This window comes from Stenotrophomonas bentonitica, from assembly GCF_002887735.1.
Lineage (GTDB): Bacteria > Pseudomonadota > Gammaproteobacteria > Xanthomonadales > Xanthomonadaceae > Stenotrophomonas > Stenotrophomonas bentonitica_A.
Window position 1 is genome coordinate 110,564 of record NZ_PKQP01000003.1, and the last position, 24,772, is coordinate 135,335.

21 protein-coding genes are annotated in these 24,772 nt (G+C 68.6%); 16 read left to right on the plus strand and 5 right to left on the minus strand.

Annotated features, from left to right (window positions below):
* Nucleotides 1-24: 24 nt before the first annotated feature.
* Nucleotides 25-2,541: a PepSY-associated TM helix domain-containing protein gene (locus C0R07_RS07655; protein ID WP_102788597.1), complete on the plus strand. Its 2,517-nt coding sequence runs from the start codon at nt 25-27 to the stop codon at nt 2,539-2,541.
* Nucleotides 2,542-2,556: 15 nt separating this feature from the next.
* On the opposite strand, the gene C0R07_RS07660 is transcribed toward C0R07_RS07655, so the two are convergent.
* Both C0R07_RS07660 and C0R07_RS07665 read right to left on the minus strand, forming a co-directional pair.
* The gene (locus tag C0R07_RS07660) at nt 2,557-5,190 is read right to left on the minus strand and encodes an excinuclease ABC subunit UvrA (protein ID WP_102788598.1); all 2,634 of its coding nucleotides are present in this window, start codon (nt 5,188-5,190) and stop codon (nt 2,557-2,559) included.
* 72 nt (nt 5,191-5,262) lie between these two features.
* Nucleotides 5,263-7,824, minus strand: coding sequence for a methyl-accepting chemotaxis protein (locus tag C0R07_RS07665; RefSeq protein ID WP_102788599.1), 2,562 nt, complete (start codon nt 7,822-7,824; stop codon nt 5,263-5,265).
* Nucleotides 7,825-8,133: 309 nt separating this feature from the next.
* Between C0R07_RS07665 and C0R07_RS19890 the strand changes: the two genes are divergently transcribed.
* From C0R07_RS19890 to C0R07_RS07675, 3 genes are all read left to right on the plus strand, one after another.
* Nucleotides 8,134-8,277: a hypothetical protein gene (locus C0R07_RS19890; protein WP_019183543.1), complete on the plus strand. Its 144-nt coding sequence runs from the start codon at nt 8,134-8,136 to the stop codon at nt 8,275-8,277.
* The gene (locus C0R07_RS07670; protein WP_070426068.1) at nt 8,274-8,471 is read left to right on the plus strand and encodes a hypothetical protein; all 198 of its coding nucleotides are present in this window, start codon (nt 8,274-8,276) and stop codon (nt 8,469-8,471) included. The genes C0R07_RS19890 and C0R07_RS07670 overlap by 4 nt, the downstream gene beginning before the upstream one ends.
* A gap of 125 nt (nt 8,472-8,596) precedes the next feature.
* Nucleotides 8,597-9,118 (plus strand): nuclear transport factor 2 family protein, encoded by a 522-nt coding sequence (locus C0R07_RS07675; protein ID WP_102788600.1) that lies wholly within the window; start codon nt 8,597-8,599, stop codon nt 9,116-9,118.
* Between the two features lie 148 nt (nt 9,119-9,266).
* Here C0R07_RS07675 and C0R07_RS07680 read toward each other — a convergent pair whose 3' ends face one another.
* Nucleotides 9,267-9,647: a winged helix-turn-helix transcriptional regulator gene (locus tag C0R07_RS07680; RefSeq protein ID WP_102788601.1), complete on the minus strand. Its 381-nt coding sequence runs from the start codon at nt 9,645-9,647 to the stop codon at nt 9,267-9,269.
* Between the two features lie 83 nt (nt 9,648-9,730).
* Between C0R07_RS07680 and C0R07_RS07685 the strand changes: the two genes are divergently transcribed.
* The 6 genes from C0R07_RS07685 to accC all read left to right on the plus strand — a co-directional run bounded on the left by C0R07_RS07685 (nt 9,731) and on the right by accC (nt 16,696).
* The gene (locus C0R07_RS07685) at nt 9,731-10,798 is read left to right on the plus strand and encodes an SDR family oxidoreductase (protein WP_217350019.1); all 1,068 of its coding nucleotides are present in this window, start codon (nt 9,731-9,733) and stop codon (nt 10,796-10,798) included.
* Nucleotides 10,799-10,967: 169 nt separating this feature from the next.
* Complete coding sequence (locus tag C0R07_RS07690; RefSeq protein WP_254427807.1) at nt 10,968-13,763, plus strand: PAS domain-containing hybrid sensor histidine kinase/response regulator; 2,796 nt, start codon at nt 10,968-10,970, stop codon at nt 13,761-13,763.
* A gap of 139 nt (nt 13,764-13,902) precedes the next feature.
* Nucleotides 13,903-14,352, plus strand: coding sequence for a type II 3-dehydroquinate dehydratase (gene aroQ, locus C0R07_RS07695; protein WP_102788604.1), 450 nt, complete (start codon nt 13,903-13,905; stop codon nt 14,350-14,352).
* A complete protein-coding gene (locus C0R07_RS07700; protein WP_102788738.1) occupies nt 14,352-14,774 on the plus strand; it encodes a lysozyme inhibitor LprI family protein in 423 nt (140 codons plus the stop codon). The genes aroQ and C0R07_RS07700 overlap by 1 nt, the downstream gene beginning before the upstream one ends.
* 55 nt (nt 14,775-14,829) lie before the next feature.
* Entirely contained in the window at nt 14,830-15,318 is a 489-nt protein-coding gene (gene accB, locus C0R07_RS07705) for an acetyl-CoA carboxylase biotin carboxyl carrier protein (protein ID WP_019183531.1), read from the plus strand.
* A 10-nt stretch (nt 15,319-15,328) separates the two neighbouring features.
* Nucleotides 15,329-16,696 carry an acetyl-CoA carboxylase biotin carboxylase subunit gene (accC, locus tag C0R07_RS07710; RefSeq protein ID WP_019183530.1) on the plus strand — a complete coding sequence of 456 codons (1,368 nt, stop codon included), beginning with the start codon at nt 15,329-15,331 and terminating at the stop codon, nt 16,694-16,696.
* A 172-nt stretch (nt 16,697-16,868) separates the two neighbouring features.
* Here accC and C0R07_RS07715 read toward each other — a convergent pair whose 3' ends face one another.
* Nucleotides 16,869-17,243 (minus strand): hypothetical protein, encoded by a 375-nt coding sequence (locus C0R07_RS07715; RefSeq protein WP_019183529.1) that lies wholly within the window; start codon nt 17,241-17,243, stop codon nt 16,869-16,871.
* A complete protein-coding gene (locus C0R07_RS07720; protein ID WP_019183528.1) occupies nt 17,240-18,202 on the minus strand; it encodes a hypothetical protein in 963 nt (320 codons plus the stop codon). The genes C0R07_RS07715 and C0R07_RS07720 overlap by 4 nt, the downstream gene beginning before the upstream one ends.
* A 188-nt stretch (nt 18,203-18,390) precedes the next feature.
* Between C0R07_RS07720 and prmA the strand changes: the two genes are divergently transcribed.
* The 6 genes from prmA (at nt 18,391) to purD (ending at nt 24,734) form a co-directional block, all read left to right on the plus strand.
* A complete protein-coding gene (gene prmA, locus C0R07_RS07725) occupies nt 18,391-19,311 on the plus strand; it encodes a 50S ribosomal protein L11 methyltransferase (protein ID WP_046273087.1) in 921 nt (306 codons plus the stop codon).
* A 30-nt stretch (nt 19,312-19,341) separates the two neighbouring features.
* On the plus strand, nt 19,342-20,253 hold the full coding sequence (locus C0R07_RS07730) for a DUF3426 domain-containing protein (RefSeq protein WP_102788605.1): 912 nt from the start codon (nt 19,342-19,344) through the stop codon (nt 20,251-20,253).
* Nucleotides 20,254-20,366: 113 nt separating this feature from the next.
* Entirely contained in the window at nt 20,367-20,642 is a 276-nt protein-coding gene (fis, locus tag C0R07_RS07735; RefSeq protein ID WP_102788606.1) for a DNA-binding transcriptional regulator Fis, read from the plus strand.
* Between the two features lie 175 nt (nt 20,643-20,817).
* Nucleotides 20,818-22,401, plus strand: a complete 1,584-nt coding sequence (gene purH, locus C0R07_RS07740) for a bifunctional phosphoribosylaminoimidazolecarboxamide formyltransferase/IMP cyclohydrolase (protein ID WP_102788607.1) — start codon at nt 20,818-20,820, stop codon at nt 22,399-22,401.
* A gap of 17 nt (nt 22,402-22,418) precedes the next feature.
* Complete coding sequence (locus tag C0R07_RS07745) at nt 22,419-23,354, plus strand: hypothetical protein (protein ID WP_070472220.1); 936 nt, start codon at nt 22,419-22,421, stop codon at nt 23,352-23,354.
* A gap of 93 nt (nt 23,355-23,447) precedes the next feature.
* Nucleotides 23,448-24,734 (plus strand): phosphoribosylamine--glycine ligase, encoded by a 1,287-nt coding sequence (gene purD / locus C0R07_RS07750; protein ID WP_102788608.1) that lies wholly within the window; start codon nt 23,448-23,450, stop codon nt 24,732-24,734.
* Nucleotides 24,735-24,772: the final 38 nt, after the last annotated feature.

The window sequence follows — 24,772 nt, forward strand, 5'->3', positions numbered from 1 at the left end:
TCGCCTTGCCGCCGGACCGCCCCAATGTTGAAGACCATCATTTTCCAGCTGCACTGGCTGCTGGGCATTACCGCCGGCACCGTGTTGGCGGTGATGGGCCTGAGCGGGGCCACGCTGGCCTTTGAAGACGAGATCATGCGCGCGGCCAACCCGGCCCTGGCGCAGGTGGTGCAGCGGCACGCGGCGGGCGAGCAGCCACTGGCCCTGACAGAGCTGCTGCCACGGCTGCAGCAGGGCATGCCACAGCCGCTGCAGCGGCTGCGCGTGGACGCCACCGGGCAGCGCCTGTCGGTGGCGCGTTTCGAAGGCGGCCAGGCGAATTGGCGCTATTTCGATCCGTACACCGGCACCGTGCTCACCGAGCTGAAGGGGCTGGACTTCTTCGCCTTCGTCGAGGATCTGCATCGCCACCTGGTCAGCGGTGAGCGCGGCAGCCTGATCACCGGCAGCTGCGCGATCGCGCTGGTGTTCTTCTGCCTGTCCGGCCTGTACCTGCGCTGGCCGCGGCGCTGGTGGCACTGGCGCACCTGGCTGGCGGTGGAGTGGGCGCGCAGCGGGCGCAGTTTCCTGTGGAGCCTGCACTCGGTGGTCGGCACCTGGGTGCTGCTGGTCTACCTGATGATCGCGCTGACCGGGCTGTGGTGGTCGTTCGACTGGTACCGCAAGGGCGCAACCGCATTGCTGGGCGGCCCCGCGGCCGAGCAGACCGCGCCGCGCACCCGTGGCGGCCCACTGGACCTGCACAAGGTGCAGACCACGCTGTACGCCTTGGAAGGCGTGCGGCGCGGGTACATCGACCTTCGTTTCCCGGCCAGGCCAGGCCGTGCGCTCACCAGCCGCGTGCAGGGAAGCAACACCGCGCACGACCGCGCGCAGGACATCCTCCAGCTCGATCCGTCCACGGGTGCCCTGCTCTCCTACGAGCCTTACCGCAGCAGGAACGTTGGCGGCAAGATCATCGTCAGTGTGTTCGCGCTGCACTCGGGCAGCTTCTTCGGGCTGCCGGGGCGGATCATCGTGATGCTCTCCAGCCTGGGCATGCTGGTGTTCTTCATCACCGGCTGGATGCTGTACCTGGACCGCCGCCGCAAGAAGCGCGACGTGCGCGCCTCGCGCCTGCCGCTGGCGACGGCCATCGGCACCGGGCAGCCGTGGCTGGTGGCATTCGCCAGCCAGAGTGGCTTTGCCGAACAGCTGGCCTGGCGCACGGCTGCACAGCTGCAGGCGGCCGGCCTGCCGGTGCACGTCCGCCCGCTGGCGCAGGTGGATGCCACAGTGCTGGCAGACACGGAGACCGCGTTGTTCGTCATCAGCACCTTCGGCGATGGCGAAGCACCGGACGCCGCGCGTGCCTTCGAGCGACGCGTACTGGCGCACGCCGCTGCGCTGCAGGGAATGAGGTATGCCGTGCTCGGGCTCGGCGATCGCGAGTACGCCCGCTTCTGTGGTTTCTCGCGCCAGGTGGACGGCTGGCTGGCGGCGCAGGGCGCGCAGCGGCTGTTCGCCAGCATCGAGGTGGATCGCACCGATGCGGTGCCACTGGCGCAGTGGCAGCAGCAGCTGGCCCTGCTGACCGGCGTTGAGGACCACACCCCGCTGCCGGCGCCGGTCGCGCTGCAGCCGTGGGCACTCGGTGCGCGCACCGTGCTCAATCCGGGCAGCGCCGCCGGGGCGATCTGGCAGGTGGAACTGCACCCGCCGGCCCACGCGCACTGGCAGGCCGGTGACATCCTGGAGATGGCGCCCCGCCACGCGCGTGCCCACGTGCTGGCGGCACTGGCCCGCAACGGCCTGGATCCGCAGGCACCGGTGACGGTCGATGGACGGATCACGACGCTGCTCGAAGCGGCTGCCGCGCGCGTGCTGCCGGAGGCTGTGGAGCCACGTGATCCCGCCGCCGCAGCCGATGCCGCGCGCTGGCTGGCGCGGCTGCCGGCGCTGCCCCATCGCGAGTACTCGATCGCCTCGGTACCGGCCGATGGGGCCGTGCAGCTGGTGATCCGCCTGACCGCGCTGCCCGACGGCCGCCATGGGCTGGGCTCTGGCTGGCTGTGCGTGCATGCCACCGAGGCGGAGAGCATCGCGGCCCGGGTACGTCGCAACACCGGCTTCCATCGCCATCCCGAGCATGCCCCGATGCTGCTGATCGGCAACGGCACCGGTATCGCCGGCCTGCGCAGCCTGCTGCGCGAAGCGGACGCACAGGGCGACCGCGGGCACTGGCTGGCGTTCGGCGAGCGCACCCGCGCGCACGATTTCCTCTATCGCGAGGAGATCGAGGCCTGGCAGGCGAAGGGCCACCTGAGCCGCGTGGACCTGGCGTTCTCGCGCGATGCCGAGGGTGGCGGCTATGTGCAGGATCGTCTGCGCGCCGCACCGGAGGCACTGCGCGCATGGGTGGATCTGGGTGGCAGCATCTATGTGTGCGGCTCGCTGCACGGCATGGCCGAAGGCGTCGATGCGGTGCTGCGCGAGGTACTGGGCAACGATCCGGTCGATGCCCTGCTCAACGACGGACGCTACCGTCGCGATGTGTACTGAGCAACGCCCGGCCGCTCAGGGGAACCAGCGGCGCAGATAGCGCGCCGTCGCCCCCTGCGTGGCCCGGCTGACCTGTGCCGGCGTGCCCTCGGCCACGATCCGCCCGCCCTCTTCGCCAGCCCCCGGCCCCACATCGATCACCCAGTCCGCATCGGCCACCACGCGCAGGTCGTGCTCGACGACCACCACCGTGTTGCCGGCATCCACCAGACCGTGCAGCTGCGCCATCAGCTTGTCCACGTCGGCCGGATGCAGGCCGGTGGTCGGCTCGTCCAGCACGTACAGGCTGCTGCCGTGCTGGCTGCGCTGCAGCTCGGTGGCCAGCTTGATCCGCTGCGCCTCGCCGCCGGACAGCTCGGTGGCGGGCTGGCCCAGGCGCAGATAGCCCAGCCCGATATCCCGCAGCAGCTGCAGCGGCCGCTGCACCGGTGGCTCGTCGGCGAAAAACGCCAACGCCTCCTCCACCGTCATCGCCAGCACCTGCGCGATGTTGCGGCCGTTCCACTGCACCTCCAGCGTCTTGGCGTTGTAGCGCTGGCCGTGACAGGTTGGGCACGGTGCGTAGACGCTGGGCATGAACAGCAGTTCGACGTGGACGAAACCCTCACCTTCGCAGGTCTCGCAGCGCCCGGCGGCGACGTTGAAGGAGAAGCGGCCGACGCTGTAGCGGCGCGCCTTGGCCGAGCGCGTGCCGGCGAACAGCCGGCGCACATGATCGAACAGGCCGGTATAGGTGGCCAGGTTGGAGCGCGGCGTGCGCCCGATCGGCTTCTGATCCACATTGACCAGCCGCTTGATCGCCTTGGCCCCGTTCAAGCGGCCACGCGTGCGTTCCATGCGGCTGGGCTGCGGCAACTCGCTGTCGGTTTCCTCGGTCAGCGGCTCCTGGCCCAGGTGTTCGCCCACCAGCTCCACCAGTGCCTGGCTGACCAGACTGGACTTGCCCGAGCCGGAGACGCCGGTGACTGCGGTGAACGCACCAAGCGGAAAGCGCGCCTCCACGCCATGCAGATTGTTGCGGTGGACGCCCTGCAGGCCCAGCCAGCCGGACGGCGCGCGCGGCGTGCGGCGCGTGCCGGTGGTGTCCTGGAACAGATACGGCGCAGTGACCGAGGCTTTGACCGTGCGCAGGCCGTCCGGCGGCCCGCTGTAGAGCACCTGGCCGCCATGCTGCCCTGCGCCGGGGCCGACATCCACCAGCCAGTCCGCGCGGCGCAGCATCTCCAGATCATGCTCGACCACGAACAAGGTGTTGCCGCCGGCCTTGAGCTGGGCCAGCGCGTCGTACAGGGCCTCGCCATCAGCCGGATGCAGGCCGGCGGTAGGTTCATCCAGCACGTACACCACGCCGAACAGGCTGGATCGGATCTGCGTCGCCAGGCGCAGGCGCTGCAGCTCGCCCGGCGACAGCGTCGGGGTCGCGCGGTCCATCGACAGATAACCCAGGCCCAGCGACTGCAGCGTGCCGATCCGCTCGACCAGATCGTGCGCGATGCGCTGTGCCGCGATGCGTTTCTCTTCGGACAGATCCGGCGTGCGGCGTACATCACTGCCGCCGGCATGCGCATTGCCACCGGCGGCGACGCGCTTGGCGGTGGCCTGCCGGCCTGCGCTGCGGCTGCGTGTGGCCGTGGCGGCCGGTGCATCGAAGTGACCTTCGGCCGCAGGACGCAGCGCCTGCGCCATCGCACTGAGCGGCAGCTGCGACAGCGTGCCGATGTCCATGCCGGCGAATGTCACCGACAGCGCCTCGCGCTTCAACCGGCGGCCATCACAGACCGGGCACTGGGCGCCGATCATGTAGCGGGCCACGCGCTTTTTCATCATCGCGCTCTGCGTGGTCGCAAAGGTGTGCAGCACATAGCGGCGCGCACCGCTGAAGGTGCCCATGTAGCTGGGTTCTTCCTTGCGCCGCAGCGCGGCGCGGGTTTCGGCCGGGGTGAAGCCGGCGTAGACCGGCACCACCGGTTGTTCCTCGGTGAACAGGATCCAATCCCGCTGCTTCTTGGGCAGATCGCGCCAGGGAACATCCACGTCGTAGCCCAGCGTGACCAGGATGTCGCGCTGGTTCTGCCCGTGCCACGCCGGCGGCCACGCGGCGATGGCGCGCTCGCGGATGCTCAGCGACGGATCGGGCACCATCGATTGCTCGGTCACCTCATACACGTAGCCCAGGCCGTGGCAGTTCGGGCAGGCGCCCTGCGGCGTGTTCGGCGAGAAGTCTTCGGCGTACAGCATGGGTTGCCTGGCCGGATAGGTACCGGCGCGCGAGTACAGCATCCGCAGCAGACTCGACAACGTGGTCACGCTGCCGACGCTGGAGCGCACGCTGGCGGTGCCGCGCTGCTGCTGCAGGGCCACGGCCGGTGGCAGCCCTTCGATCGCATCCACATCCGGCACGCCGACCTGGTCGATCAGCCGGCGCGCATACGGCGACAGTGATTCCAGGTAGCGGCGCTGTGCCTCGGCGTAGAGCGTGCCGAACGCCAGCGACGACTTGCCCGAGCCGGAGATGCCGGAGAACACCACCAGCGCATCGCGCGGGATCTCGACATCCACATTCTTCAGGTTGTGTTCGCGTGCACCCCGGACGCGCACGAAGGCATCCGGGGCAGTGGGAGGCGACGGCCGGCGCGTGGATTTCTTCATACGTGGACAATAGCGAACCACAGCGCCGGCTCACCGCCGGTGAAGAACGGTGAGCGCGGCCTTGACGCAGCCTCAGGCCGTCGCCCGCACACGCGCCGGCGGCGGTGGCGTCACGACGAAGGCATCCACCGCTTCGCCCAGCAGCGAGGCCTGGCGGTCCAGGGCGCGCGCCGAGGCCGAAGCCTCTTCCACCAGCGCCGCATTCTGCTGCGTGCTGCCATCCATCTGCAGCAACGTCTGGCTCACCTGCTCGATGCCCGCCGTCTGCTGCTGCGACGCGGCTGAAATGCTGGCCATGATCGATGTCACCCGCTGCACGCTGCCGACGATCTCACCCATGGTCGCACCCGCGTCATCGACCTGGCGCGTGCCGGCATCGACCTTCTCTACCGAGGCGTCGATCAGCTGCTTGATCTGGCGCGCAGCGTCGGCACTGCGCTGTGCCAACAGGCGTACTTCGCTAGCCACCACCGCGAAGCTGCGCCCCTGCTCGCCGGCCCGCGCCGCTTCCACGGCGGCGTTCAGGGCCAGGATGTTGGTCTGGAACGCGATCCCGTCGATCACCCCGGTGATCTCCCCGATCCGCCGCGAGGACAGGGCGATATCGGCCATGGTGGTGACCACCTGCGCCACCGATTCGCCACCGCGGGCCGCAACTTCGGCCGCGCGGATCGCCAGTTGGTTGGCCTGCTGCGCTGAATCCGCGTTCTGCCGGACGGTGGCCGAGAGCGCCTCCATCGACGAGGCCGTCTCTTCCAGGTGCGCCGCCTGGCGCTCGGTGCGATCGGAGAGGTCGTGGTTGCCGGCGACGATCTCCCCGGCGGCATGGTTGATCGCCAGCGACGCCTGCTGGATGCGCGCGACGATGTCGGTCAGCTGCATCACCGTGGCATTGGCATCGTCGCGCAGGCGGGCGAACACGCCGTGGAAGTCACCGTGCATGCGGACGCGCAGATCGCCCTGCGACAGCGCCGAGAGCAGCCCCTGCAGCCCGGACAGATTGCTCTGGAAGGTATCGAGCAGGTGGTTGATGCTCAGGGCCAGGGTTTTGACGAAGCCCTGCTTGTCGTCCACCGAGATGCGCCCGTGCAGTTCCCCCCGTGCGGCGGCGTCCACCAGTGCGGCGACTTCGTTTTCCACCGTGGTTTCCAGCGCGCGGCTGCGCCACTCCACCGCTGCGCCCAGCAGCTGGCCGTGGTCCACGATCGGGGTGATCACCAGCTGGTAGCGGATGCCCGCGTGCTCGATCTCGCGGCTGGCGCGCTGGCCGGCCTGCAGCGTCGGCACCAGGGTGGCGAAGGCCGGATGCAGGGCGGCAGCCGGTTGGCCGCTCCAGTCCGCGTGCGTGAGCTGCAGTTCGGCCAGCAGCGCCTGGTTGAGGAAACCGATCTGCCCCTCACCGTCGAGCACCATCACCCCGGTCTGTGCGCAGTCCAGCGCCTGGCGGGCACGGGTGTTGTCGCGCGCGGCCGCGCGCTCGGCGTCGATCCGCTCACGCAGGCGGTGCTGCATGTGGCGCAGGCGCGCGGCCAGCTGGCCGATTTCATCGTGCGGATTATGCAGGGGCAGGACGGTGTCGAGTCGATCCTCGGCGATGTCCTCGGCAAAGCGCAGCGTATCGGTGATCGGCTGGCGGACCGCGCGCAGCACCAGCAGCAGCGTGGCGATCAGCACCACCGCCACCAGCAGCAGGGTCAGCGCGAACACGACCCCCATGGTGCTGGCCCGCGCGGCCTGTCGCTCACGTGCCGCCGCCAATGCCCGCGTCTGTGCCTGTTGCAGCGCCTGCAGACCGGGGCCGATCTGGGCGGCGGTCTCAGCCAGTGACTGCGCTTCCACATCCAGCCCGATGCGGGCAGCGGTATAGGCCAACAGCGCGCCCTGGTAGTCGTCCATCTGCGTGCGCAGCGCGTCCTGCGTGTCTGCGCCCAGCCGCGCCTGCGCCAGCGCCAGATCAAACGGCAGCTTCTGTTCGCTGGCACGATCGGTGTGCGCCGAATCACCGGTGAGCAGCAGCAGGCTTTCCTCGCGCCGCATCTTCTGCAGCAGGGCCATCAGCACCGGGCTCGCGCTGCTCTCGACGCTGGCTTCCAGCGTGGCGGCCGCGGCCTCCAGCTGCGCACGCAGGCCGGCATCACCGCGCCCCATCTCATCCACCCGGGCATTCAATGCGGTGATGCCCTCGGCGAAGTCACCCGCACGCACCGCCAGCTCGCGCAGTGCCCCGGCACTGCCGGCATCGTGCGGATCGCGCTGCAGGTGCGCCAACGTTGTCTGCAGGCGCTGCTGCGCGGCCTGCAGGGCCTCCCGGTCAGCATCTTCGAAGGTGCTGGCATACCGCGTCTGCAGCCGCCGTGCATCGGCGATCTCGGTCGCCAGCGTGGCGGCCCGTGCCGCCTCCTGCTGATGCGCCGCGAACGCCTCGGCGGCGCGCTCGTTATCATGGCGCGTCCAGCCGTACACGACGGCCACCGCGAACAGGCCCAGGCCGCAGATCAGCAGGCTGGCCCTGAGTTTTTGTGCCACGCTGAGACGACCGAGCCCGGCCAGCCGGGACGGCGGGGCCAGACGGAAGCGGAACCGGTCGCCCAGGCGGGCGACGAACAACGACAGGCGGCGGGGGACGGCCGACATCACGTACTCCAGGCGGAAGGACGCATCGATATCGGCGGGTTTTGGATGAACTTTAGGGCCCATCTCAACCAGCGGCCATGGCGTCGCCAGCGGCTCCCGTTGTAAGCGAGCCAGACGACGAAGTGATGACGGTCCGGCGACGAGCGCCCTGCGGCTCGGGGTATCCCTCGCAGGGACAGCGCCTTCACGGCGATTGCGCTGAACTAGCGCTGGGGTCGCGGCCGGGGCCGCTGCAGGCGCCGGTGCGCGCCACCACACCTCGGGCCGATCACGACGCACCAACGCCATACCGCACGGAGAGAGACCGCCATGAATGCCGCCTTCAAGATCTTTCTGCTCGCCGGTGCACTGCTGTACGGCCTGCCGGGGCTGGTGTGGTGGGTGAACCATCGGCGGGCCAAGCGCGCACGGCTGGCCCAGGGCGCGATCAGCGTCGAGGTCCGCGCGCCATGAGCGGAAGCGAAAGCACCCGGGCGCCCCTCACTGAAGAACAGCGGCAGATCCTTCGCGATATCAACGCTACGCGTCCGGTCAGCGATGAGGCGGCCAACTGGGCCGTCAAGGCCGGCTACGCCGCGCAGGCCGAAGATGGTGACATCGACCTCACCCAGGCCGGTCGCCAGCGGGTGGACTCCAGCACGCTGTAGGGGGCCACTGCCCTCGCCCGTCATTCCGTGCGCCGGAGGTCATCCGTCCGAATGACACTTGAAGGGCGTTCCGGCCCGTGCGAAAAGTGACGCCCGCTCTGGTCCGATTGAAGCAGGCACTGCCGATGAAACGCTTCCCCGCTGTTGTCGCCGCCGTGCTCCTAGCCGCCGGCATGCTCGCGCCCCTGGCGGCATCCGCTGGCGAGGAGGCCGAAGATGCCGCTGCCCTCACGCGCACCATCACCGGATTGGATGACCAGGTCTTCGACGCTTACAACCGCTGCGACCTGGAGACCTTTACCCGCTACTTTTCGCCTACCGTCGAGTTCTATCACGACAGCGGCGGGGCCACGTTCGATCGCGACACGGTGGTCTCCAACACGCGCAAGTACATTTGCCACAAGGTCCGCCGCGAACGGGTTCCCGGGACGCTCAAGGTCTACCCGATCAAGAACTTCGGCGCGATCGAGGAAGGCGAGCACCGCTTCTGCGAGGTGGCCACCGGCAAGTGCGAAGGCAGCGCGAAGTTCGTGATGGTCTGGCAGCACAAGGACGGGCAATGGCAGATGACCCGGGTGCTGAGCTACGGCCATCGCGCGTTGACCGTGGCTGAAAAGGCGGCGCTGGAGACGACAGGACAAAAGTGAGGCCTGGCAGGGTCGGTCCGCACTGTCACCGTGCGCCTGAGGGATTGCCGGTACCACACCGCACTGACCGCTGATCCTGTCAGGCCGCCACGGCATCGATCCGCTGGAGGGGAGCCGTACCCTACCCGATCCGGCAGGCACGTCCCGCTCAGCGCCGACGTGAGGTCGCGCGCGGCTGCAACGCGTCCAGGGCGCCAGCATTGCGGCGCGCCCAGTCGTAGATCAGTTCGATCGGTTCGACCAGTTGCCGCCCCAGCGGGGTCAATGTGTACTCCACCGAGGGCGGCACGGTGGGGTACTCGTTGCGCAGCACGATCCCCGCATGCTCCATGTCACGCAGCGTCTGGATCAGCATCTTCTTGGAGACGGCCGGCAGGCTGCGGTGCAGCGCGTTGCTGCGGGCGGTACCGTCATGCCGCACGGCCAGGGTGTGCAGCACCATCGAGGTCCACTTGGTGCTGAACAGCTCCAGCACCCGCCGGGGGGCGCAATCCTCTCGCCAGTGCTCTTCGGGAGTACCCGTTTTCATGTGTGGTTACCGTTTGGTGCCTTCTTTCGAGGCGTATCTGGATATCCTAAGGTGTGCGCCTGTAAAGCAATGAAAGAGGCGACATCGTGAGGCAGAAAGCGTTGGTGGTCGGTGCAACGGGCATCGTGGGCAGTGCACTGATACAACGGCTGCTGCAGGAGGGCTGGGAAGTTCACGGCCTGGCCCGTCGGCCCGATTCGCTGCCCGCCGGCGCCCACGGCGTCTGCGCCGACCTGCACGATGCGCAGGCCACGCGCGCCGCGCTGTCCGGACTGGCACCCACGCACGTGTTCATCACCACCTGGTCCCGGCAGGCCAACGAGGCCGAGAACATCCGGGTGAACGGCGCGATGGTGCGTCACCTGCTTGGCGCGCTTCAGCCCGCAGGCACGGTGCAGCACGTAGCGCTGGTGACGGGCCTGAAACACTACCTCGGCCCGTTCGAGGCCTATGCGCAGGGCAACCTGCCGCAGACGCCCTTCCGTGAAGAACAACCGCGCCTGCCCGTGGACAACTTCTACTACGCACAGGAAGACGAGGTGTTTGCCGCCGCCGCCCGCGATGGCTTCCACTGGAGCGTGCACCGTCCGCACACGGTGATCGGCGCGGCGGTGGGCAATGCCATGAACATGGGCACGACCCTGGCCGTGCACGCGAGCCTGTGCAGGCACACCGGGCGCCCGTTCCAGTTCCCCGGTTCGCTCGCCCAATGGGAGGGGCTGACCGACATGACCGATGCCGGGCTGCTGGCGCGTCATCTGCTGTGGGCCACGCAGACACCGGCCGCCGCCAACCAGGCCTTCAACGTGGTCAACGGCGACGTGTTCCGGTGGCGCTGGATGTGGGGCCGGATCGCGGCGTGGTTCGATATCGAGGCCGTACCCTTCAGTGGCCACGTGCGGCCGCTGGCGGCGCAGATGGCCGACGATGCCGCGCCCTGGTCCGCACTGGCCGCCACGCACGGTCTGGCAGAGCCGGATATCCATCGGCTGATCTCGCCCTGGCACACCGATGCCGATCTCGGGCGCCCGCTGGAGGTGATCACGGACATGTCCAAAAGCCGCCGGATGGGCTTCCTGGACTACCAGCCCAGCGACGATGCGTTCTTCGACCTGTTCGCCCGCCTGCGGGCGGCGCGCCTGATCCCCTGATCGAGCCGGAGCCACGGGCGACCGACGGGATCCAGCCCGGGCAGCGGGGGCGAACGGGGGGTGTTCCAAAGCGGCGCCCGGCAGCGATACCCTATCGTTGCCGCCCCGTGTCGCCTGCAGTACGGGCCACCGGGTTCCGGAGCCGCCCCCCGCCGATCGCAGGTACCGCTTGAGTTCTTCACCTTCCCCCGGCTCCCACCGCGAGCGGGATTCCGAGCGCGTCAAGATGGCGCTGGCCGCCGGCGCGATCATCGGCACCTGGTTCTGGGACGTGGCCCGGGACAACCTCACGGTGGATGATGCCCTCGCCCTGGCCCATGGCCTGGACCCTGCCCTGGCGCGCACGGAACTGCGGCTGGAACAGGTGGTCGCCGCCGTTCATCCCGACGACCGCGCCGGCCTGGCCGATGCGATCGCCGAGGCGGTCCGCCGGGGCGGTCGCTATGCGCACCAGTACCGTACCCGCGGCCCGGACGGCGCGTACCGCTGGATCGAAGCGATCGGCCGGGTGGATCTCGATGCGCAGGGAGAGGCCATCGGCTTCCCCGGCGTGCTCATCGATATCGACGAACGCCGCCGAATCGAAGCCGAGCGGGACCAGGCACAGACCCTGCTGCGCTCCTTCGTCGAGGCAGCCCCCGGCGTGGTGTATGCCAAGGACCGCCAGGGCCGGATCCTGATCGGCAACCGCGGCACCACCGACCTCATCGGCCTGCCGCCGGAGGTGTACGTGGGCCGCACCGATGCCGAACTGCTGAACGACCCAGCCCAGGCCGCCACGGTCATGGCCACCGACGAGCGGGTCATGGCCAGCGGGCAGACCGAGCAGCTCGAAGAGGAAGTGAGCTTCCCCGATGGCCGGCGCGCCTACTGGCTGTCGACCAAGTCACCGTTGCGTGACGCCGACGGCACCGTGGTCGGCCTGGTCGGCACCTCGCTGGACATCACCGACCGCAAGGCCGCCGAGGCGCGCCACCTGGAAGTGGAGGAGCGCTATCGGCTGGCCGCCCAGGCCACCAACGATGCGATCTGGGACTGGCGGATCTCCGATGGCCATGTGATCTGGAACGAGGCGCTCACCACCCTGTTCGGCCATCCCCTGGCCGAGACCACGGCGCAGTGGTGGCTGGACCACATCCATCCCGATGACCGTGCGCGCGTCGATGCCGACATCCATGCGGTGATCGAAGGCGGCGGGACGAGCTGGAACAGCGAATACCGGTTCCGGCGCGCCGATGGCAGCTTTGCGCCGGTGCTCGACCGCGGCACCGTATTGCGTGGCGGCGTGGGTGAGCCGCTGCGGATGATCGGCGCGATGCTCGACCTGACCGTCCGCAATACAGCCGAAGCCGCGCTGGCCAAGAGCGAGGAACGCCTGCGCTTTGCCACTGAGGCCGGTGACATGGGCTTCTGGGATGTCGATCTGGTCCGCGATGAACTGATCTGGCCGGCACGGACCAAGGCGATGTTCGGCATCTCGCCCGGGGTGGCAGTGACGTTGCGCGACTTCTACGACGGCATCCATCCCGATGACAGCGAGGCAACGTTCGCGGCCTTCGCCGCCGCGGCCGACCCGGCCCGGCGCGCGCTCTACGACGTGGAGTACCGCACCGTCGGCAAGGAAGACGGTGTCGTGCGCTGGGTGGCGGCAAAGGGGCGTGGCCATTTCGAAGGCGACCGCTGCGTGCGGGTGGTCGGCGTGGCGATCGAGATCACGGCGCGCAAGCTCGCCGACGCACGCCTGCAGGAATTGAACGAACACCTCGAGAGCCGCGTGCTCGAAGAGGTCGCCGAGCGCACGCGCGTGGAAGATGCCCTGCGCCAAAGCCAGAAGATGGAGGCGGTGGGCCAGTTGACCGGCGGCATCGCGCACGACTTCAACAACATGCTCGCCACCGTGATCGGCCCGCTGGACCTGCTTGCGATGCGCATGGGCGACAGCGATCCGCGCGCCAAGCGCTATATCGACATGGCCATCGACGGCGCGACCCGGGCCGCGCAGCTGACCCAGCGCCTGCTGGCGTTTTCCCGGCAACAGCCCCTGCAGCCGGTGCCCTTGGACGTGAACCACCTGGTGGCGGGCATGTCCGACCTGCTGGTGCATTCGCTGGGCAGCAGCATCCGCCTGGAGACCGTGTTGGCCGCGCAGGTGTGGTGCACCTTCGCCGATGCCAATCAGCTGGAGAACGTGATCCTCAACCTGGCCGTCAACGCGCGCGACGCGCTGCCGGGCGGCGGGCGGCTGGTGGTGGAAACGGCCAACTGCCGGATCGCCTCTGCCGCAGACGCCATGCGTGCCGACGTGCCCACCGGTGAGTACGTGCTGATCACGGTGGCCGACAACGGGGGCGGCATGCCACCGGAGGTGATCGCCAAGGCCTTCGATCCGTTCTTCACCACCAAGAAGGTCGGCCAGGGCACCGGGCTGGGCCTGTCACAGGTGTACGGCTTCGTCCGCCAATCGGCCGGGCACGTGAAGATCCATTCCTCGCTCGGCAAGGGAACGACGGTGGCGCTGTATCTCCCGCGCCGGGAGGGGGAGATCGACGCGGGTCCTTCGACAGCACCCGCGGACAGTCGCCCGCTGAGCGGTGGCCGCGAGCTGGTCCTGGTCGTGGAAGACGAACCGGGCGTGCGACAGTTTTCCATCGAGGCGCTGAGCGAACTGGGCTACCCGGTCCTTGCCGCCGACGGTGCGGCCGGCGCGCTGGCGCTGCTCGAGCAGCATCCGGACATCGCGCTGCTGTTCACCGATGTGGTGATGCCGGAGGTCAACGGCCGGCAACTGGCCGACGAAGCCCTCAAACGGCGGCCCGACCTGAAAGTGCTGTTCACCACCGGCTACAGCCGCAATGCGCTGGAACACGATGGGGTGCTGGACCCCGCAGTCCACGTGATCGGCAAGCCGTTCACGCTGGAAGATCTGGCGCTTCGGGTGCGTGCGGTGCTGGCGGAGGTGCGGTGATCCCGACGCCGGCATGCCGTGCTGGGACAGGGATCGCACGCGAATTTCAAACAACCGCTTGAAACACGCGTAACTTCGCCGAACTGGACACGATCCACCAGTTCCGCCAGACTCCGCCCTTTCCTGTTGTTCGGCACCCATGGCGAAACTGCTGGTCCTGCATGGCCCCAACCTCAACCTGCTCGGCACGCGCGAGCCGGGGGTCTATGGGCACACCACGCTGGCGCAGATCGACCAGGCCCTGCTGGCCCAGGCGCAGGCCGCCGGCAATGCTCTGGAGAGCCTGCAGTCCAACGCCGAGCACGTGCTGGTGGACCGCGTGCAGGCCGCCCGGGACGACGGCACCGCCTTCATCCTGATCAACCCGGCGGCGTTCACCCACACCTCGGTGGCCCTGCGCGATGCGCTGGCCGCGGTGGACCTGCCCTTCATCGAGATCCATCTGTCCAACCCGCATGCACGCGAGCCCTTCCGCCAGCACAGTTATTTCAGCGACAAGGCGGTCGGGGTGATCTGTGGGTTCGGTGCGGACAGCTATCGCTACGCGATGGATGCAGCGCTGACCCGGCTGGCGGCCGCTTCGGCGTGATGACGCTGCCGCGGGTCCTGGCCAGCGTCGCGCTGTGGGGCTGCCTGTGCGGCGCCGCCATCGCCGCTGATCGCAGCGCGGAAGGCATCGACTGCGCGCAGCCGAGCGGCACCATGGAATCAGACCTGTGCGCCTCGGATGTGGCCAGCGAGGCCGATACCGAATTGAACACGGTGTATGCCCAGGCGCGCCAGCAGTTGCGCAGCCAGGCTGCCGAAGGCGCCTGCACGCACTGCGCCGATGCCGAGAAGCAGCTGGTCCTGGCCCAGCGCGCGTGGATGCAGCTGCGCGACCACGACTGCGACGCGGTCTACGCCTTCAACGCCGATGGCACCTCGCGCAATGGCGCGCAGATGCATTGCCTGACCACCCTCGCGCGCGACCGTACGCGGCAGCTGCGCGATTTCTACGAACTGCTTTGACCCGAGCGCACCGCGCTTTCCCCTCTCCACTGACATCAAGACCACAGAGGCCCCTATGGATCTCCGCAAAATCAAGAAGCTGATCGACCTGCTGGAAGAGTCGAACCTCGCCGAAATCGAAATCAAGGAAGGCGAAGAGTCCGTGCGCCTGTCGCGCGCGCCCGTCTCCGGCTACGGCATGGTCCAGGCCCAGCCGCAGATGATGATGGCCCCGGCACCGGCCCAGGCCGCTGCCCCGGCGATGCCGATGCAGTCGCCGACCGAAGCCTCCACCGGTGGCACCGCCAAGGCCGGCAACGCCCTGCCCGATGGCCACGTGCTGCGCGCGCCGATGGTCGGCACCTTCTATGCCTCGTCCTCGCCGGACAAGCCGGCCTTCGTGTCGGTCGGCCAGGCCGTCAAGGCCGGTGAAACGCTGGCGATCATCGAAGCGATGAAAATGTTCAACCCGATCGAAGCCGATGTTTCCGGCACCATCGTCGCCATCCTGGGCGAAAACGGCCAGCCGGTCGAATTCGACCAGCCGCTGTTCGTGATCGGCTAAGGATTAGTCCATGCTCGACAAAGTCGTTATTGCCAACCGAGGGGAGATCGCGCTGCGCATCCTGCGCGCGTGCCATACCCTGGGCATCCGCACGGTGGCTGTGCATTCCACGGTCGACCGCAACCTCAAGCACGTGGCCATGGCCGACGAGTCGGTCTGCATCGGTCCGGCACCGTCCTCGGAGAGCTACCTCAACATCCCGGCCCTGATCGCTGCGGCGGAAGTCACCGACGCGCAGGCCATCCACCCGGGGTACGGCTTCCTCTCGGAGAACGCCGACTTCGCCGAGCGCGTGGAAGAATCCGGTTTCATCTTCATCGGCCCCAAGGCCGACACCATCCGCCTGATGGGCGACAAGGTGGAAGCGATCCGCGCGATGAAGGCGGCCGGCGTGCCGTGCGTGCCCGGCTCGGGCGGCCCGCTGACCGACGACATCGTGGCCAACACCAAGATCGCCCGTGAGATCGGCTACCCGGTCATCATCAAGGCCTCCGGTGGCGGTGGCGGTCGTGGCATGCGCGTGGTGCATGCCGAGGCCTCGCTGAAGGCGGCGATCGAGACCACCAAGTCCGAAGCCAAGGCCGCTTTCAGCAACGATCAGGTCTACATGGAGAAGTTCCTGGAGAATCCGCGCCACGTGGAGATCCAGGTGCTTGCCGACGGCCAGGGCAACGCCATCCACCTCGGTGAACGCGACTGCTCCATGCAGCGCCGCCACCAGAAAGTGGTGGAAGAAGCGCCGGCACCGGGCATCACCGCCGAGCTGCGCGACGAGATCGGCAAGGTCTGCGTGGAAGCCTGCATCCGCATCGGCTACCGCGGCGCGGGTACCTTCGAGTTCCTGTTCGAAGACGGTCGCTTCTACTTCATCGAAATGAACACCCGCGTGCAGGTGGAACATCCGGTGACGGAGATGGTGACCGGCATCGACCTGGTCTGCGAGCAGCTGCGCATCGCCGCCGGCCAGAAGCTGAGCATCAAGCAGAGCGACGTGGTGCTGACCGGCCACGCGATCGAATGCCGCATCAACGCCGAAGATGCCGAAACCTTCGTGCCGAGCCCGGGCCAGATCACCGCGTTCCATCCGCCGGGTGGCCCCGGTGTGCGCGTGGATACCCACATCTACAGTGGTTACCGCGTGCCGCCGAACTACGACTCGATGATCGGCAAGCTGATCGTGCACGGCCCGGATCGCGAGACCGCGATCGCGCGCATGCGCGTGGCGCTGAGCGAACTGGTCGTGGACGGCATCAAGACCAACGTCGCGCTGCAGCAGCGCATCATGCGCGACAAGGGCTTCCAGGCCGGTGGACAGAACATCCACTACCTGGAAAAGCGCCTGGCCGAACGCAAGAACAAGTCGATCGCGTTGACCTGATCGCTTGCGCGGGACGCTGGACAGCAGAAAGGCGGGGATTTCCCCGCCTTTTTGTTTGCGCGAACCGAGCTGCCATGGCCCGCGATGCCGGTGGCGCCAACCCGGGGTTGGTTGACCCGAGCCATGGCGAAGGCACGCCGCGGCCCCGCAGGGCGGGGCATGCCGCGCGTGCTTACCGCTTGGCGGTATCGGCCGCGGTGACCTGCGAATTCTTCACCGGCTCCACGCCCAGCGACGAGGTCGGATCGACGATCACCATCGTCTCGGTGGAACCATCCGGCCACACCACCTGGAAGGTGCTACCGGTCGGCAACGAAGCGAACGGCATGCCACTCTGCGCGCGATACACCGCAGCGACCTGACTGGCACCGGCACGACGCACTTCGGCATCGGCCTTGACCGAGGTCAACTGCACCTTGGACAGGCTTCGGTAACGATCATCGTAGGTATCGATCATCACCAGGCCCACTGCTCCGGCCGAGTACGCGACGAACAACGCGACCCAGAACCAGAATTTCGCACCGTGCAGGATTCGACGGTAATTCATCGCCCATTCCTCTGCTTGACCAGCTCTTCGACCAACACGTTCATTTTCCCCGCACCTTGCCGCGATACCGCGGCGTCATACACAAAAGTGGCAAAGTCCTGCCCACCGTTCTGCGAACAGATCCCTCCGTTCGCGCAGAAATTGTTCATCAGCACACTGTCCGGGCCGCAGGCCATGCCCAGTTCGCAGGCCGCCAGCCGCCAGGCCAGTTCGCTGAACTGATCGCCGGCCACCAGGCCGCTCATCGCGCTGTCCCCGCTGGCGCGCTGACCCATGCCTGGCGCGAGCGCCATGAAGGCTTCCGGATCGCGCGAATCCATCACGCGCTCGACCAGGCCGCGACGATAGGCCGGGGCGGTTTCCAGCGGATGACCTTCGGCGAACAGCGACGCCTCCGCAGCCAGGTTGCCGGCCTTGGCCGCCTCCAGACGCTGGGTCAGGATCAACGGGCGGCCGAGATTATCGCTGCTGACGAAACCCGCGCAGCGGCGCGACACGCGCTCGCGCGCGGCGACCATCGGTGCCGACGCGCTCATGCCCATGCCGGTGAGCAGGGTGTTGTCGAGCTGGTAACCGCCCGGGTCCATCGCGTACATGGCGCAGTAGTCGTACACCCGGCTCACCATCCACCCGGCCTCGGCGTTGCCATTGGCGGCCTGGAACTGCAGCCGCTGCGCGTAGGCGAACAAGTCGGTGTCGCCTTCGATATCCGCGCGCAGGTCCAGCGGAAGGCCCGAGGCCACCGCGGTGCCGCGCTCGCTGCCGAGCAGACGCCGGGCCAGCTGCCGCGCTTCGGCCGGAACCGCGCTGGTGGCCTCGCCGGCCTGGGGCCCATCCACCTGCGAGGTGGCCGGTTCGGCGTGCAGCACCCGATCGCCCGCGCGATAGCCCACCACCCCCAGCAACGCCAGGGCCGGTACGACCAGCAACCAGGTTTTCAGGGTCGGCACGAGCGCCATGGGCAGGACGTCACAGGCTGTCAGCGGTTGACAGCAGAACGCTCAGTTTAGCAAGCGCCCGCGAGGCTGTCTGAACCGGCTGTCAGGCCAATCTTACCGGCCGGCGAGACGCCCGCGCCGCGCGGCCGCCGGGACCATCGGCCCGCACTGGTCTAACATGCACGGTTTTCCGCCGGTCCCCTGCCCCCATGCCCTTCCTGGAACTGACCTTGCACTGCACCGAAGCCACCCAGCCGCGCTATGAGAATGCGCTGGACGACGTGGGCGCGCTGGCGGTGACCCTGCTCGATGCCGATGCCGACACCAGCAACGAGCGCGCGATCCTGGAGCCGGGCGTGGGCGAGACGCCACTGTGGAACGACCTGGTGCTGACCGCGCTGTTCCCGGGCGACACCAATGCGCTGGCCCTGCTGGCCGCGCTGGACGCCTTCGATCCGGGCCTGGACTGGGCCAATGCCAGCTTCCGCGCCGTGGCCGACGAAGACTGGGAACGCGCCTGGATCGACCAGTTCCAGCCGATGGCCTTCGGCGACCGCACCTGGATCGTGCCGTGGAACCACGACCTGCCGGAGGCCGCGCAGGCCGAGGATGCCGCCGTGGTCCGCCTGGACCCGGGCCTGGCATTCGGCTCGGGCACCCACCCCACCACCGCGCTGTGCCTGCGTTGGCTGGACGGGCTGGCCACCGAAGGCGCGCTGGCCGGCAACACCGTGCTCGATTTCGGCTGCGGCTCGGGCATCCTCGCCCTAGCGGCGCTGAAGCTGGGGGCTGCCCGCGCGGTGGGCGTGGACAACGACCCGCAGGCGGTGATCGCCACCGGTGACAACGCCGAGCGCAATGGTCTTCAGGACCGGGTGCAGGTCTATCTGCCGGAGGACGAACCGCAGGCCACGTACCCGGTGGTGGTGGCGAACATCCTCGCCTCGGCCCTGGATGCACTGGCCGATGTGCTGGCCGCGCGCGTCGCCCCGGGCGGTCGCATCGCGCTGTCGGGCATCCTGCACGGGCAGGAAGGTGAACTGCTGGAGCGCTATGCCCCGGCCTTCGAGCAGCTGGCCGTGGCGCAGGATGGCGACTGGATGCGCATCACCGGCGTCCGCCGTGCTTGAATAGCCCGTCCCCTGCCCGGTCCCGTGCCCATGTCCGAGCCTCCGATGCCGCCGCGACGCCCGCTCGCCACGTTCCTGCGTCCGTCTGCGCCGGCCCCGGCCGAACCGGCGGATCGTCCGGCCGCACCCGATGACACGCCGCCTGCGCCGTCGATGACGTCCGTGGGCGATCGCATCGCGCCGCTGGCGGTGGAACAGGTGATCGATGCACAGCCGCTGCATGCGCCGCAGCCGTCCGCGCCGGCACCTGGCATCGGGGTCGACTCCGACGCTGATGCCGCACGCCGGTTCATCGCCGACGCGGCGCCCGCAGCCGCGGCGGTCGGGCAGGCGCCATCGCCTTCGCCCTCGACAGCGCTGCCGGATGCCGGGCGCGCCCCGGGCGGGGACGCACCCACCCCGGCCACGGCTGCCCTGCCGCCAGCCGACGCGATCACCACGCCGAGCTTCCTGCGCCTGCCCGGTGCGCGCCTGCGCACGCCGCGCTGGCAGTGGGGCATGGTTGCCGGGCTGGCCGCGCTGCTGCTGGTGCAGATCGCGGTGGCCGACCGCGCCCGGCTGGCTGCCGATGCCGGCACGCGGCCCTGGATTGCCGGGCTGTGCAGCGTGCTGCGCTGCGCCTTGCCGGCCTGGCGCGAGCCGACCGCTTTCAGCATGCTCAGCCGCGATGTACGCCCCGTTGCCGGCGTGGCCGGCGCGCTGCAGGTGCAGGCGAGCATCCGCAACGACGCACGCTGGGCCCAGTCCTGGCCGTCGCTGCGGCTGTCCCTGTCCGATGCCGATGGCCGCGTGATCGGCACCAATGTGTTCGCGCCGGCCGACTATCTGGATCGCGCGACGGACCCGGCCGCCACGCTGGAACCGGGCCAGAGCGCACAGATCGCCTTCCGCGTGCGGGAGCCTGCGGCGTCTACGGTCGCATTCACCTTTGAGTTCCTCTGAGGCACCGCCGGGCTGCCAGAGCGTGGCAGGCGGCCCACGCACGCGCTAGACTGACCCCATCATCATTCCGCCGTGGGCTGTTGTCCGCCCCGGCTCTTGCACCGGGAAACTCCTTGAACGCTGTCCTTTCTCGTCCTGACAACAGTCGTGGCGCGCCCAAGCCACCCCTGCGCGAACACGTGGCCCAGTCGGTCAGGCGCTACCTGCGGGACCTGGATGGCTGCGATGCGGACGATGTCTACGAGATCGTGCTGCGCGAGATGGAAATCCCGCTGTTCGTGGAAGTGCTCAACCATTGCGAAGGCAACCAGAGCCGCGCCGCTTCGATGCTCGGCATCCACCGCGCCACCCTGCGCAAGAAGCTGAAGGAATACGCCATCACCACCTGATGCCGGGCCGGGCGCGCGCATCGTGCCCGAGGAAAAGAAGGCCGGATCGAGCACGCCTCGGTACCGGCCGTCGTCGTTTCAGGGGCCCGCAGGCCGTCGTGGTGACCACCAACGCGGCCATGCCAGCGCCACTGGCCTACAATATGGCCCCGCTCCGCTTCGATCTCCTGCCCCCATGAGTTCCGATCTGCTGCCCGTGCGCCGGGCCCTGCTGTCCGTTTCCGACAAAACCGGTCTGATCGACCTGGCCCGCGCCCTCGCTGCGCGCAACGTGGAGCTGCTCTCCACCGGCGGGACCGCCAAGGCGATCCGCGAGGCCGGCCTGGCAGTGAAAGATGTCGCCGACGTCACCGGCTTCCCGGAAATGATGGATGGCCGGGTCAAGACCCTGCACCCGATGGTGCACGGCGGCCTGCTCGGCCGCGCCGGGCTGGATGACGCCGTCATGGCCGAACACGGCATCGGCGCGATCGATCTGCTGGTGCTGAACCTGTATCCGTTCGAATCGGTCACCGCCAAGGCGGACTGCACCCTCGAAGACGCCGTGGAGAACATCGACATCGGTGGCCCGGCGATGCTGCGTTCGGCCGCAAAGAATTTCGCCCGCGTGGCGGTGGCGACCGATCCGTCGCAGTACGACGAACTGCTGGCCGAACTGGACGCCAATGACGGCAAGCTGTCGGCGGCCAAGCGCTTCGCCTTTTCGGTCGCCGCGTTCAACCGCGTGGCCCAGTACGACGCGGCGATCAGCAATTACCTCTCGGCCGTGACCACCACCGACACCGCCGTGCCGGTGCGCGCGGAGTTTCCGGCCCAGATGAATTCGAACTTCGTGAAGGTGATGGATCTGCGCTACGGCGAGAACCCGCACCAGAGCGGCGCGTTCTATCGCGACCTGTACCCGGTGCCGGGCACGCTGGCCACCTTCCAGCAGCTGCAGGGCAAGGAACTGAGCTACAACAACCTCGCCGACGCCGATGCCGCGTGGGAATGCGTGCGTCAGTTCGACGTGCCGGCCTGCGTGATCGTCAAGCACGCCAACCCGTGCGGCGTGGCCGTGGGCGCCGGCAACGGCGATGCCTACGAGCTGGCCTATGCGACCGACCCGACCAGTGCCTTCGGCGGCATCATCGCCTTCAACCAGCCGCTGGACGCGGCCACCGCCAAGGTGATCCTGGACCGCCAGTTCGTTGAAGTGCTGATCGCTCCGGATTACGAGCCGGCCGCGCTGGAATACGCGACCAAAAAGGCCAACGTGCGCGTGCTGCGCATTCCGCATGGCGAAGGCCTCAACAACTACGACACCAAGCGGATTGGTTCCGGCCTGCTGATGCAGAGTGCCGACAACCGCGGCATGAGCCGCGACGAACTGACCGTGGTGAGCAAGCTGGCGCCGACCGAGAAGCAGTTCGCCGATCTGCTGTTCGCCTGGAAGGTCGCCAAGTTCGTCAAGTCCAACGCGATCGTCTACGCCAAGGACAACCGCACCATCGGTGTCGGCGCCGGCCAGATGAGCCGCGTGTACTCGGCGCGCATCGCCGGCATCAAGGCCGCCGATGCGAACCTGGTGGTGGAAGGCTCGGTGATGGCCTCCGATGCGTTCTTCCCGTTCCGCGATGGCATCGATGCCGCCGCTGCCGCCGGCATCAAGGCGGTGATCCAGCCGGGTGGCTCGATGCGCGACAACGAAGTGATCGCCGCCGCCGATGAGCATGGCCTGGCGATGGTGTTCACCGGCGTCCGTCACTTCCGTCACTGATGCTGGCATCGACACGGATGTCGTCCTCGCTCCGCAATCGCCTCGCAGCGGTGGTCATGGCCGTTGCTGCGGGGCTGCTGGGCTGCACGCCTGCCAGTGAACCGGGGGCGTCTTCCGAGCCCGCCAAACCGCACCGTGTGCTCAACACCACGGCGCAGCCAGAAGACACGATCCGCGTCAGGGGCGATCACACCGAGCGCCTGCAGGCCTTCCTGCGCCTGCGCTATGGCGACAAGGCCGCACTGGATGCGCCGTGGAAGGATGCGTGGGAGGACACCGAGGTGGAGGCACTTCGCCCGGTCACCCGCCGTGTGTGCGCGCGTGACACGGCCACGGCCGACGGTCAGGAACAGACCCTGCTGGCGGTGTGCCAGACCCTGGACGATGCCGCCACGGTCGAGCCGGGCCGGGTCGATCTGTACGTGCTGCGCGTGGGTACGGACGAGGAAAAAACCAACCGGGGCGGCTTCTTCGCGCAGCTGCCCGCCGATGATCCGCTGCTGGTCATGGCCCAGCGCCTGCAGGGGCAGTACGGGCGCCACGGTTCACCCGGCACGGTTCAGATCGCGCAGCTCGGCCCGCAGCGCCGCGCGTTCCAGATCTCCCACGAGGAACACCGGCGCGGCCATCGGCGCGTCTGGCGCAGCTACATCGCCGAACACAACCATCGCCTGCGCGATGTCGCCCGGTACCGCGATCACCTCGACAACCTTGCCCTGCACGGCTGTGACGGCAATCCGGCCGACTGCGGCGAGGGCGTGTTCGCGGTCGACTTCAACACGACCGTGGGCGACAGCAACGCCGTGGAGGGCTACTGGCCGCTGACGGTGCGTGCCAGCGGCCACGACTGCACGGGACCTGCGACCGCGTTCTACCACCTCATCTTCGATGCCCGGCAGCGCGCGTATCCGGTGCCGGACGACCTGCAGCGCGACGGCTGCGCCGACAGCTGAGGCCGTGGGTTGCCACGGCAGCCGACCGCCCGAATGCGCCCGCCGCCCGCACCGCGTAAAATCACGTTCCTGCCCTCTTACGCGAGAACTGCATTGAAGATCCTGGTCATCGGCGCTGGCGGCCGTGAACACGCCTTGGCCTGGAAGCTGGCCCAGTCCGCGAAGGTCCGCGAGGTCATCGTCGCCCCCGGCAATGCAGGCACCGCGACCGAACCCAAGTGCCGCAACGTGGCCGTCAAGGTCACCGAGCTGGACGGCCTGCTGGCACTGGTCGGCACCGAAGGCATCGGCCTGACCGTGGTCGGCCCGGAAGTGCCGCTGGTGGCCGGTGTGGTCGATCGCTTCCGCGCCGCCGGCCACCGCATCTTCGGGCCCACCGCCGCCGCCGCGCAGCTGGAAGGCAGCAAGGCGTATGCGAAGGACTTCCTGGCCCGCCACAAGATCCCGACCGCGTTCTACGCCGTGCACACCGAGGTCGAGCCGGCGCTGGCCTACCTGCGCGAGAAGGGCGCCCCGATCGTGGTCAAGGCCGATGGCCTGGCCGCCGGCAAGGGCGTGATCGTGGCGATGACGCTGGCCGAGGCCGAGGACGCGGTGCGCGACATGCTCTCCGGCAATGCGTTCGGTGATGCCGGCGCCCGCGTGGTGATCGAAGAATTCCTGGACGGCGAAGAAGCCAGCTTCATCTCGATGGTGGACGGCAGGACCGCGCTGCCGATGGCGACCTCGCAGGACCACAAGCGTGTCGGCGACGGCGACACCGGCCCCAACACCGGCGGCATGGGCGCCTACTCGCCAGCCCCGGTGGTGACCGATGAAGTACATGCGCGCGTGATGCGCGAGGTGGTCAACCCGACCGTGCAGGGCATGATCGCCGACGGCATTCCGTTCACCGGCTTCCTCTATGCCGGCCTGATGATCGATGCCAATGGCGCGCCGAAGGTGATCGAATTCAACGTGCGCTTTGGCGATCCGGAAACCCAGCCGGTGATGCTGCGCCTGCAGTCGGATCTGGTGGATCTGGTCGAAGCGGCGATCGACGAGCGCCTGGATACCGTGGAGGCGCAGTGGGACCCGCGCCCGTCGCTGGGCGTGGTGATGGCGGCCTCGCCGTATCCGGAGACCCCGATCACCGGTGACGTGATCCACGGCCTGGACGCTGTCGCCGCGACGGCCAAGGTGTTCCATGCCGGCACCACGCTGGACGCGCAGGGCCAGGTGCTCAGCGCCGGCGGCCGTGTGCTGTGCGTGGCTGCACTGGGCGGCACGGTGGGCGAAGCACAGCGCAACGCCTACGCCGGCGTCGGTGCGATCCACTGGGCGCATGAGTTCCACCGCGGTGATATCGGCTGGCGGGCGATCGCGCGCGAGCAGGGCTGAGGCGGGTCAAGGGCAGCGACGGCTGCCGTACAGCGCAA

What these genes read in the sequence shown, in the direction of transcription:
- C0R07_RS07655 (WP_102788597.1), top strand. Translation starts at nt 25, where the DNA reads ATGTTGAAGACCATCATTTTCCAGCTGCACTGGCTGCTGGGCATTACC.
- C0R07_RS07660 (WP_102788598.1), bottom strand. Translation starts at nt 5,190, where the DNA reads ATGAAGAAATCCACGCGCCGGCCGTCGCCTCCCACTGCCCCGGATGCC.
- C0R07_RS07665 (WP_102788599.1), bottom strand. Translation starts at nt 7,824, where the DNA reads ATGTCGGCCGTCCCCCGCCGCCTGTCGTTGTTCGTCGCCCGCCTGGGC.
- C0R07_RS19890 (WP_019183543.1), top strand. Translation starts at nt 8,134, where the DNA reads ATGAATGCCGCCTTCAAGATCTTTCTGCTCGCCGGTGCACTGCTGTAC.
- C0R07_RS07670 (WP_070426068.1), top strand. Translation starts at nt 8,274, where the DNA reads ATGAGCGGAAGCGAAAGCACCCGGGCGCCCCTCACTGAAGAACAGCGG.
- C0R07_RS07675 (WP_102788600.1), top strand. Translation starts at nt 8,597, where the DNA reads ATGAAACGCTTCCCCGCTGTTGTCGCCGCCGTGCTCCTAGCCGCCGGC.
- C0R07_RS07680 (WP_102788601.1), bottom strand. Translation starts at nt 9,647, where the DNA reads ATGAAAACGGGTACTCCCGAAGAGCACTGGCGAGAGGATTGCGCCCCC.
- aroQ (WP_102788604.1), top strand. Translation starts at nt 13,903, where the DNA reads ATGGCGAAACTGCTGGTCCTGCATGGCCCCAACCTCAACCTGCTCGGC.
- C0R07_RS07700 (WP_102788738.1), top strand. Translation starts at nt 14,352, where the DNA reads ATGACGCTGCCGCGGGTCCTGGCCAGCGTCGCGCTGTGGGGCTGCCTG.
- accB (WP_019183531.1), top strand. Translation starts at nt 14,830, where the DNA reads ATGGATCTCCGCAAAATCAAGAAGCTGATCGACCTGCTGGAAGAGTCG.
- accC (WP_019183530.1), top strand. Translation starts at nt 15,329, where the DNA reads ATGCTCGACAAAGTCGTTATTGCCAACCGAGGGGAGATCGCGCTGCGC.
- C0R07_RS07715 (WP_019183529.1), bottom strand. Translation starts at nt 17,243, where the DNA reads ATGAATTACCGTCGAATCCTGCACGGTGCGAAATTCTGGTTCTGGGTC.
- C0R07_RS07720 (WP_019183528.1), bottom strand. Translation starts at nt 18,202, where the DNA reads ATGGCGCTCGTGCCGACCCTGAAAACCTGGTTGCTGGTCGTACCGGCC.
- prmA (WP_046273087.1), top strand. Translation starts at nt 18,391, where the DNA reads ATGCCCTTCCTGGAACTGACCTTGCACTGCACCGAAGCCACCCAGCCG.
- C0R07_RS07730 (WP_102788605.1), top strand. Translation starts at nt 19,342, where the DNA reads ATGTCCGAGCCTCCGATGCCGCCGCGACGCCCGCTCGCCACGTTCCTG.
- purH (WP_102788607.1), top strand. Translation starts at nt 20,818, where the DNA reads ATGAGTTCCGATCTGCTGCCCGTGCGCCGGGCCCTGCTGTCCGTTTCC.
- C0R07_RS07745 (WP_070472220.1), top strand. Translation starts at nt 22,419, where the DNA reads ATGTCGTCCTCGCTCCGCAATCGCCTCGCAGCGGTGGTCATGGCCGTT.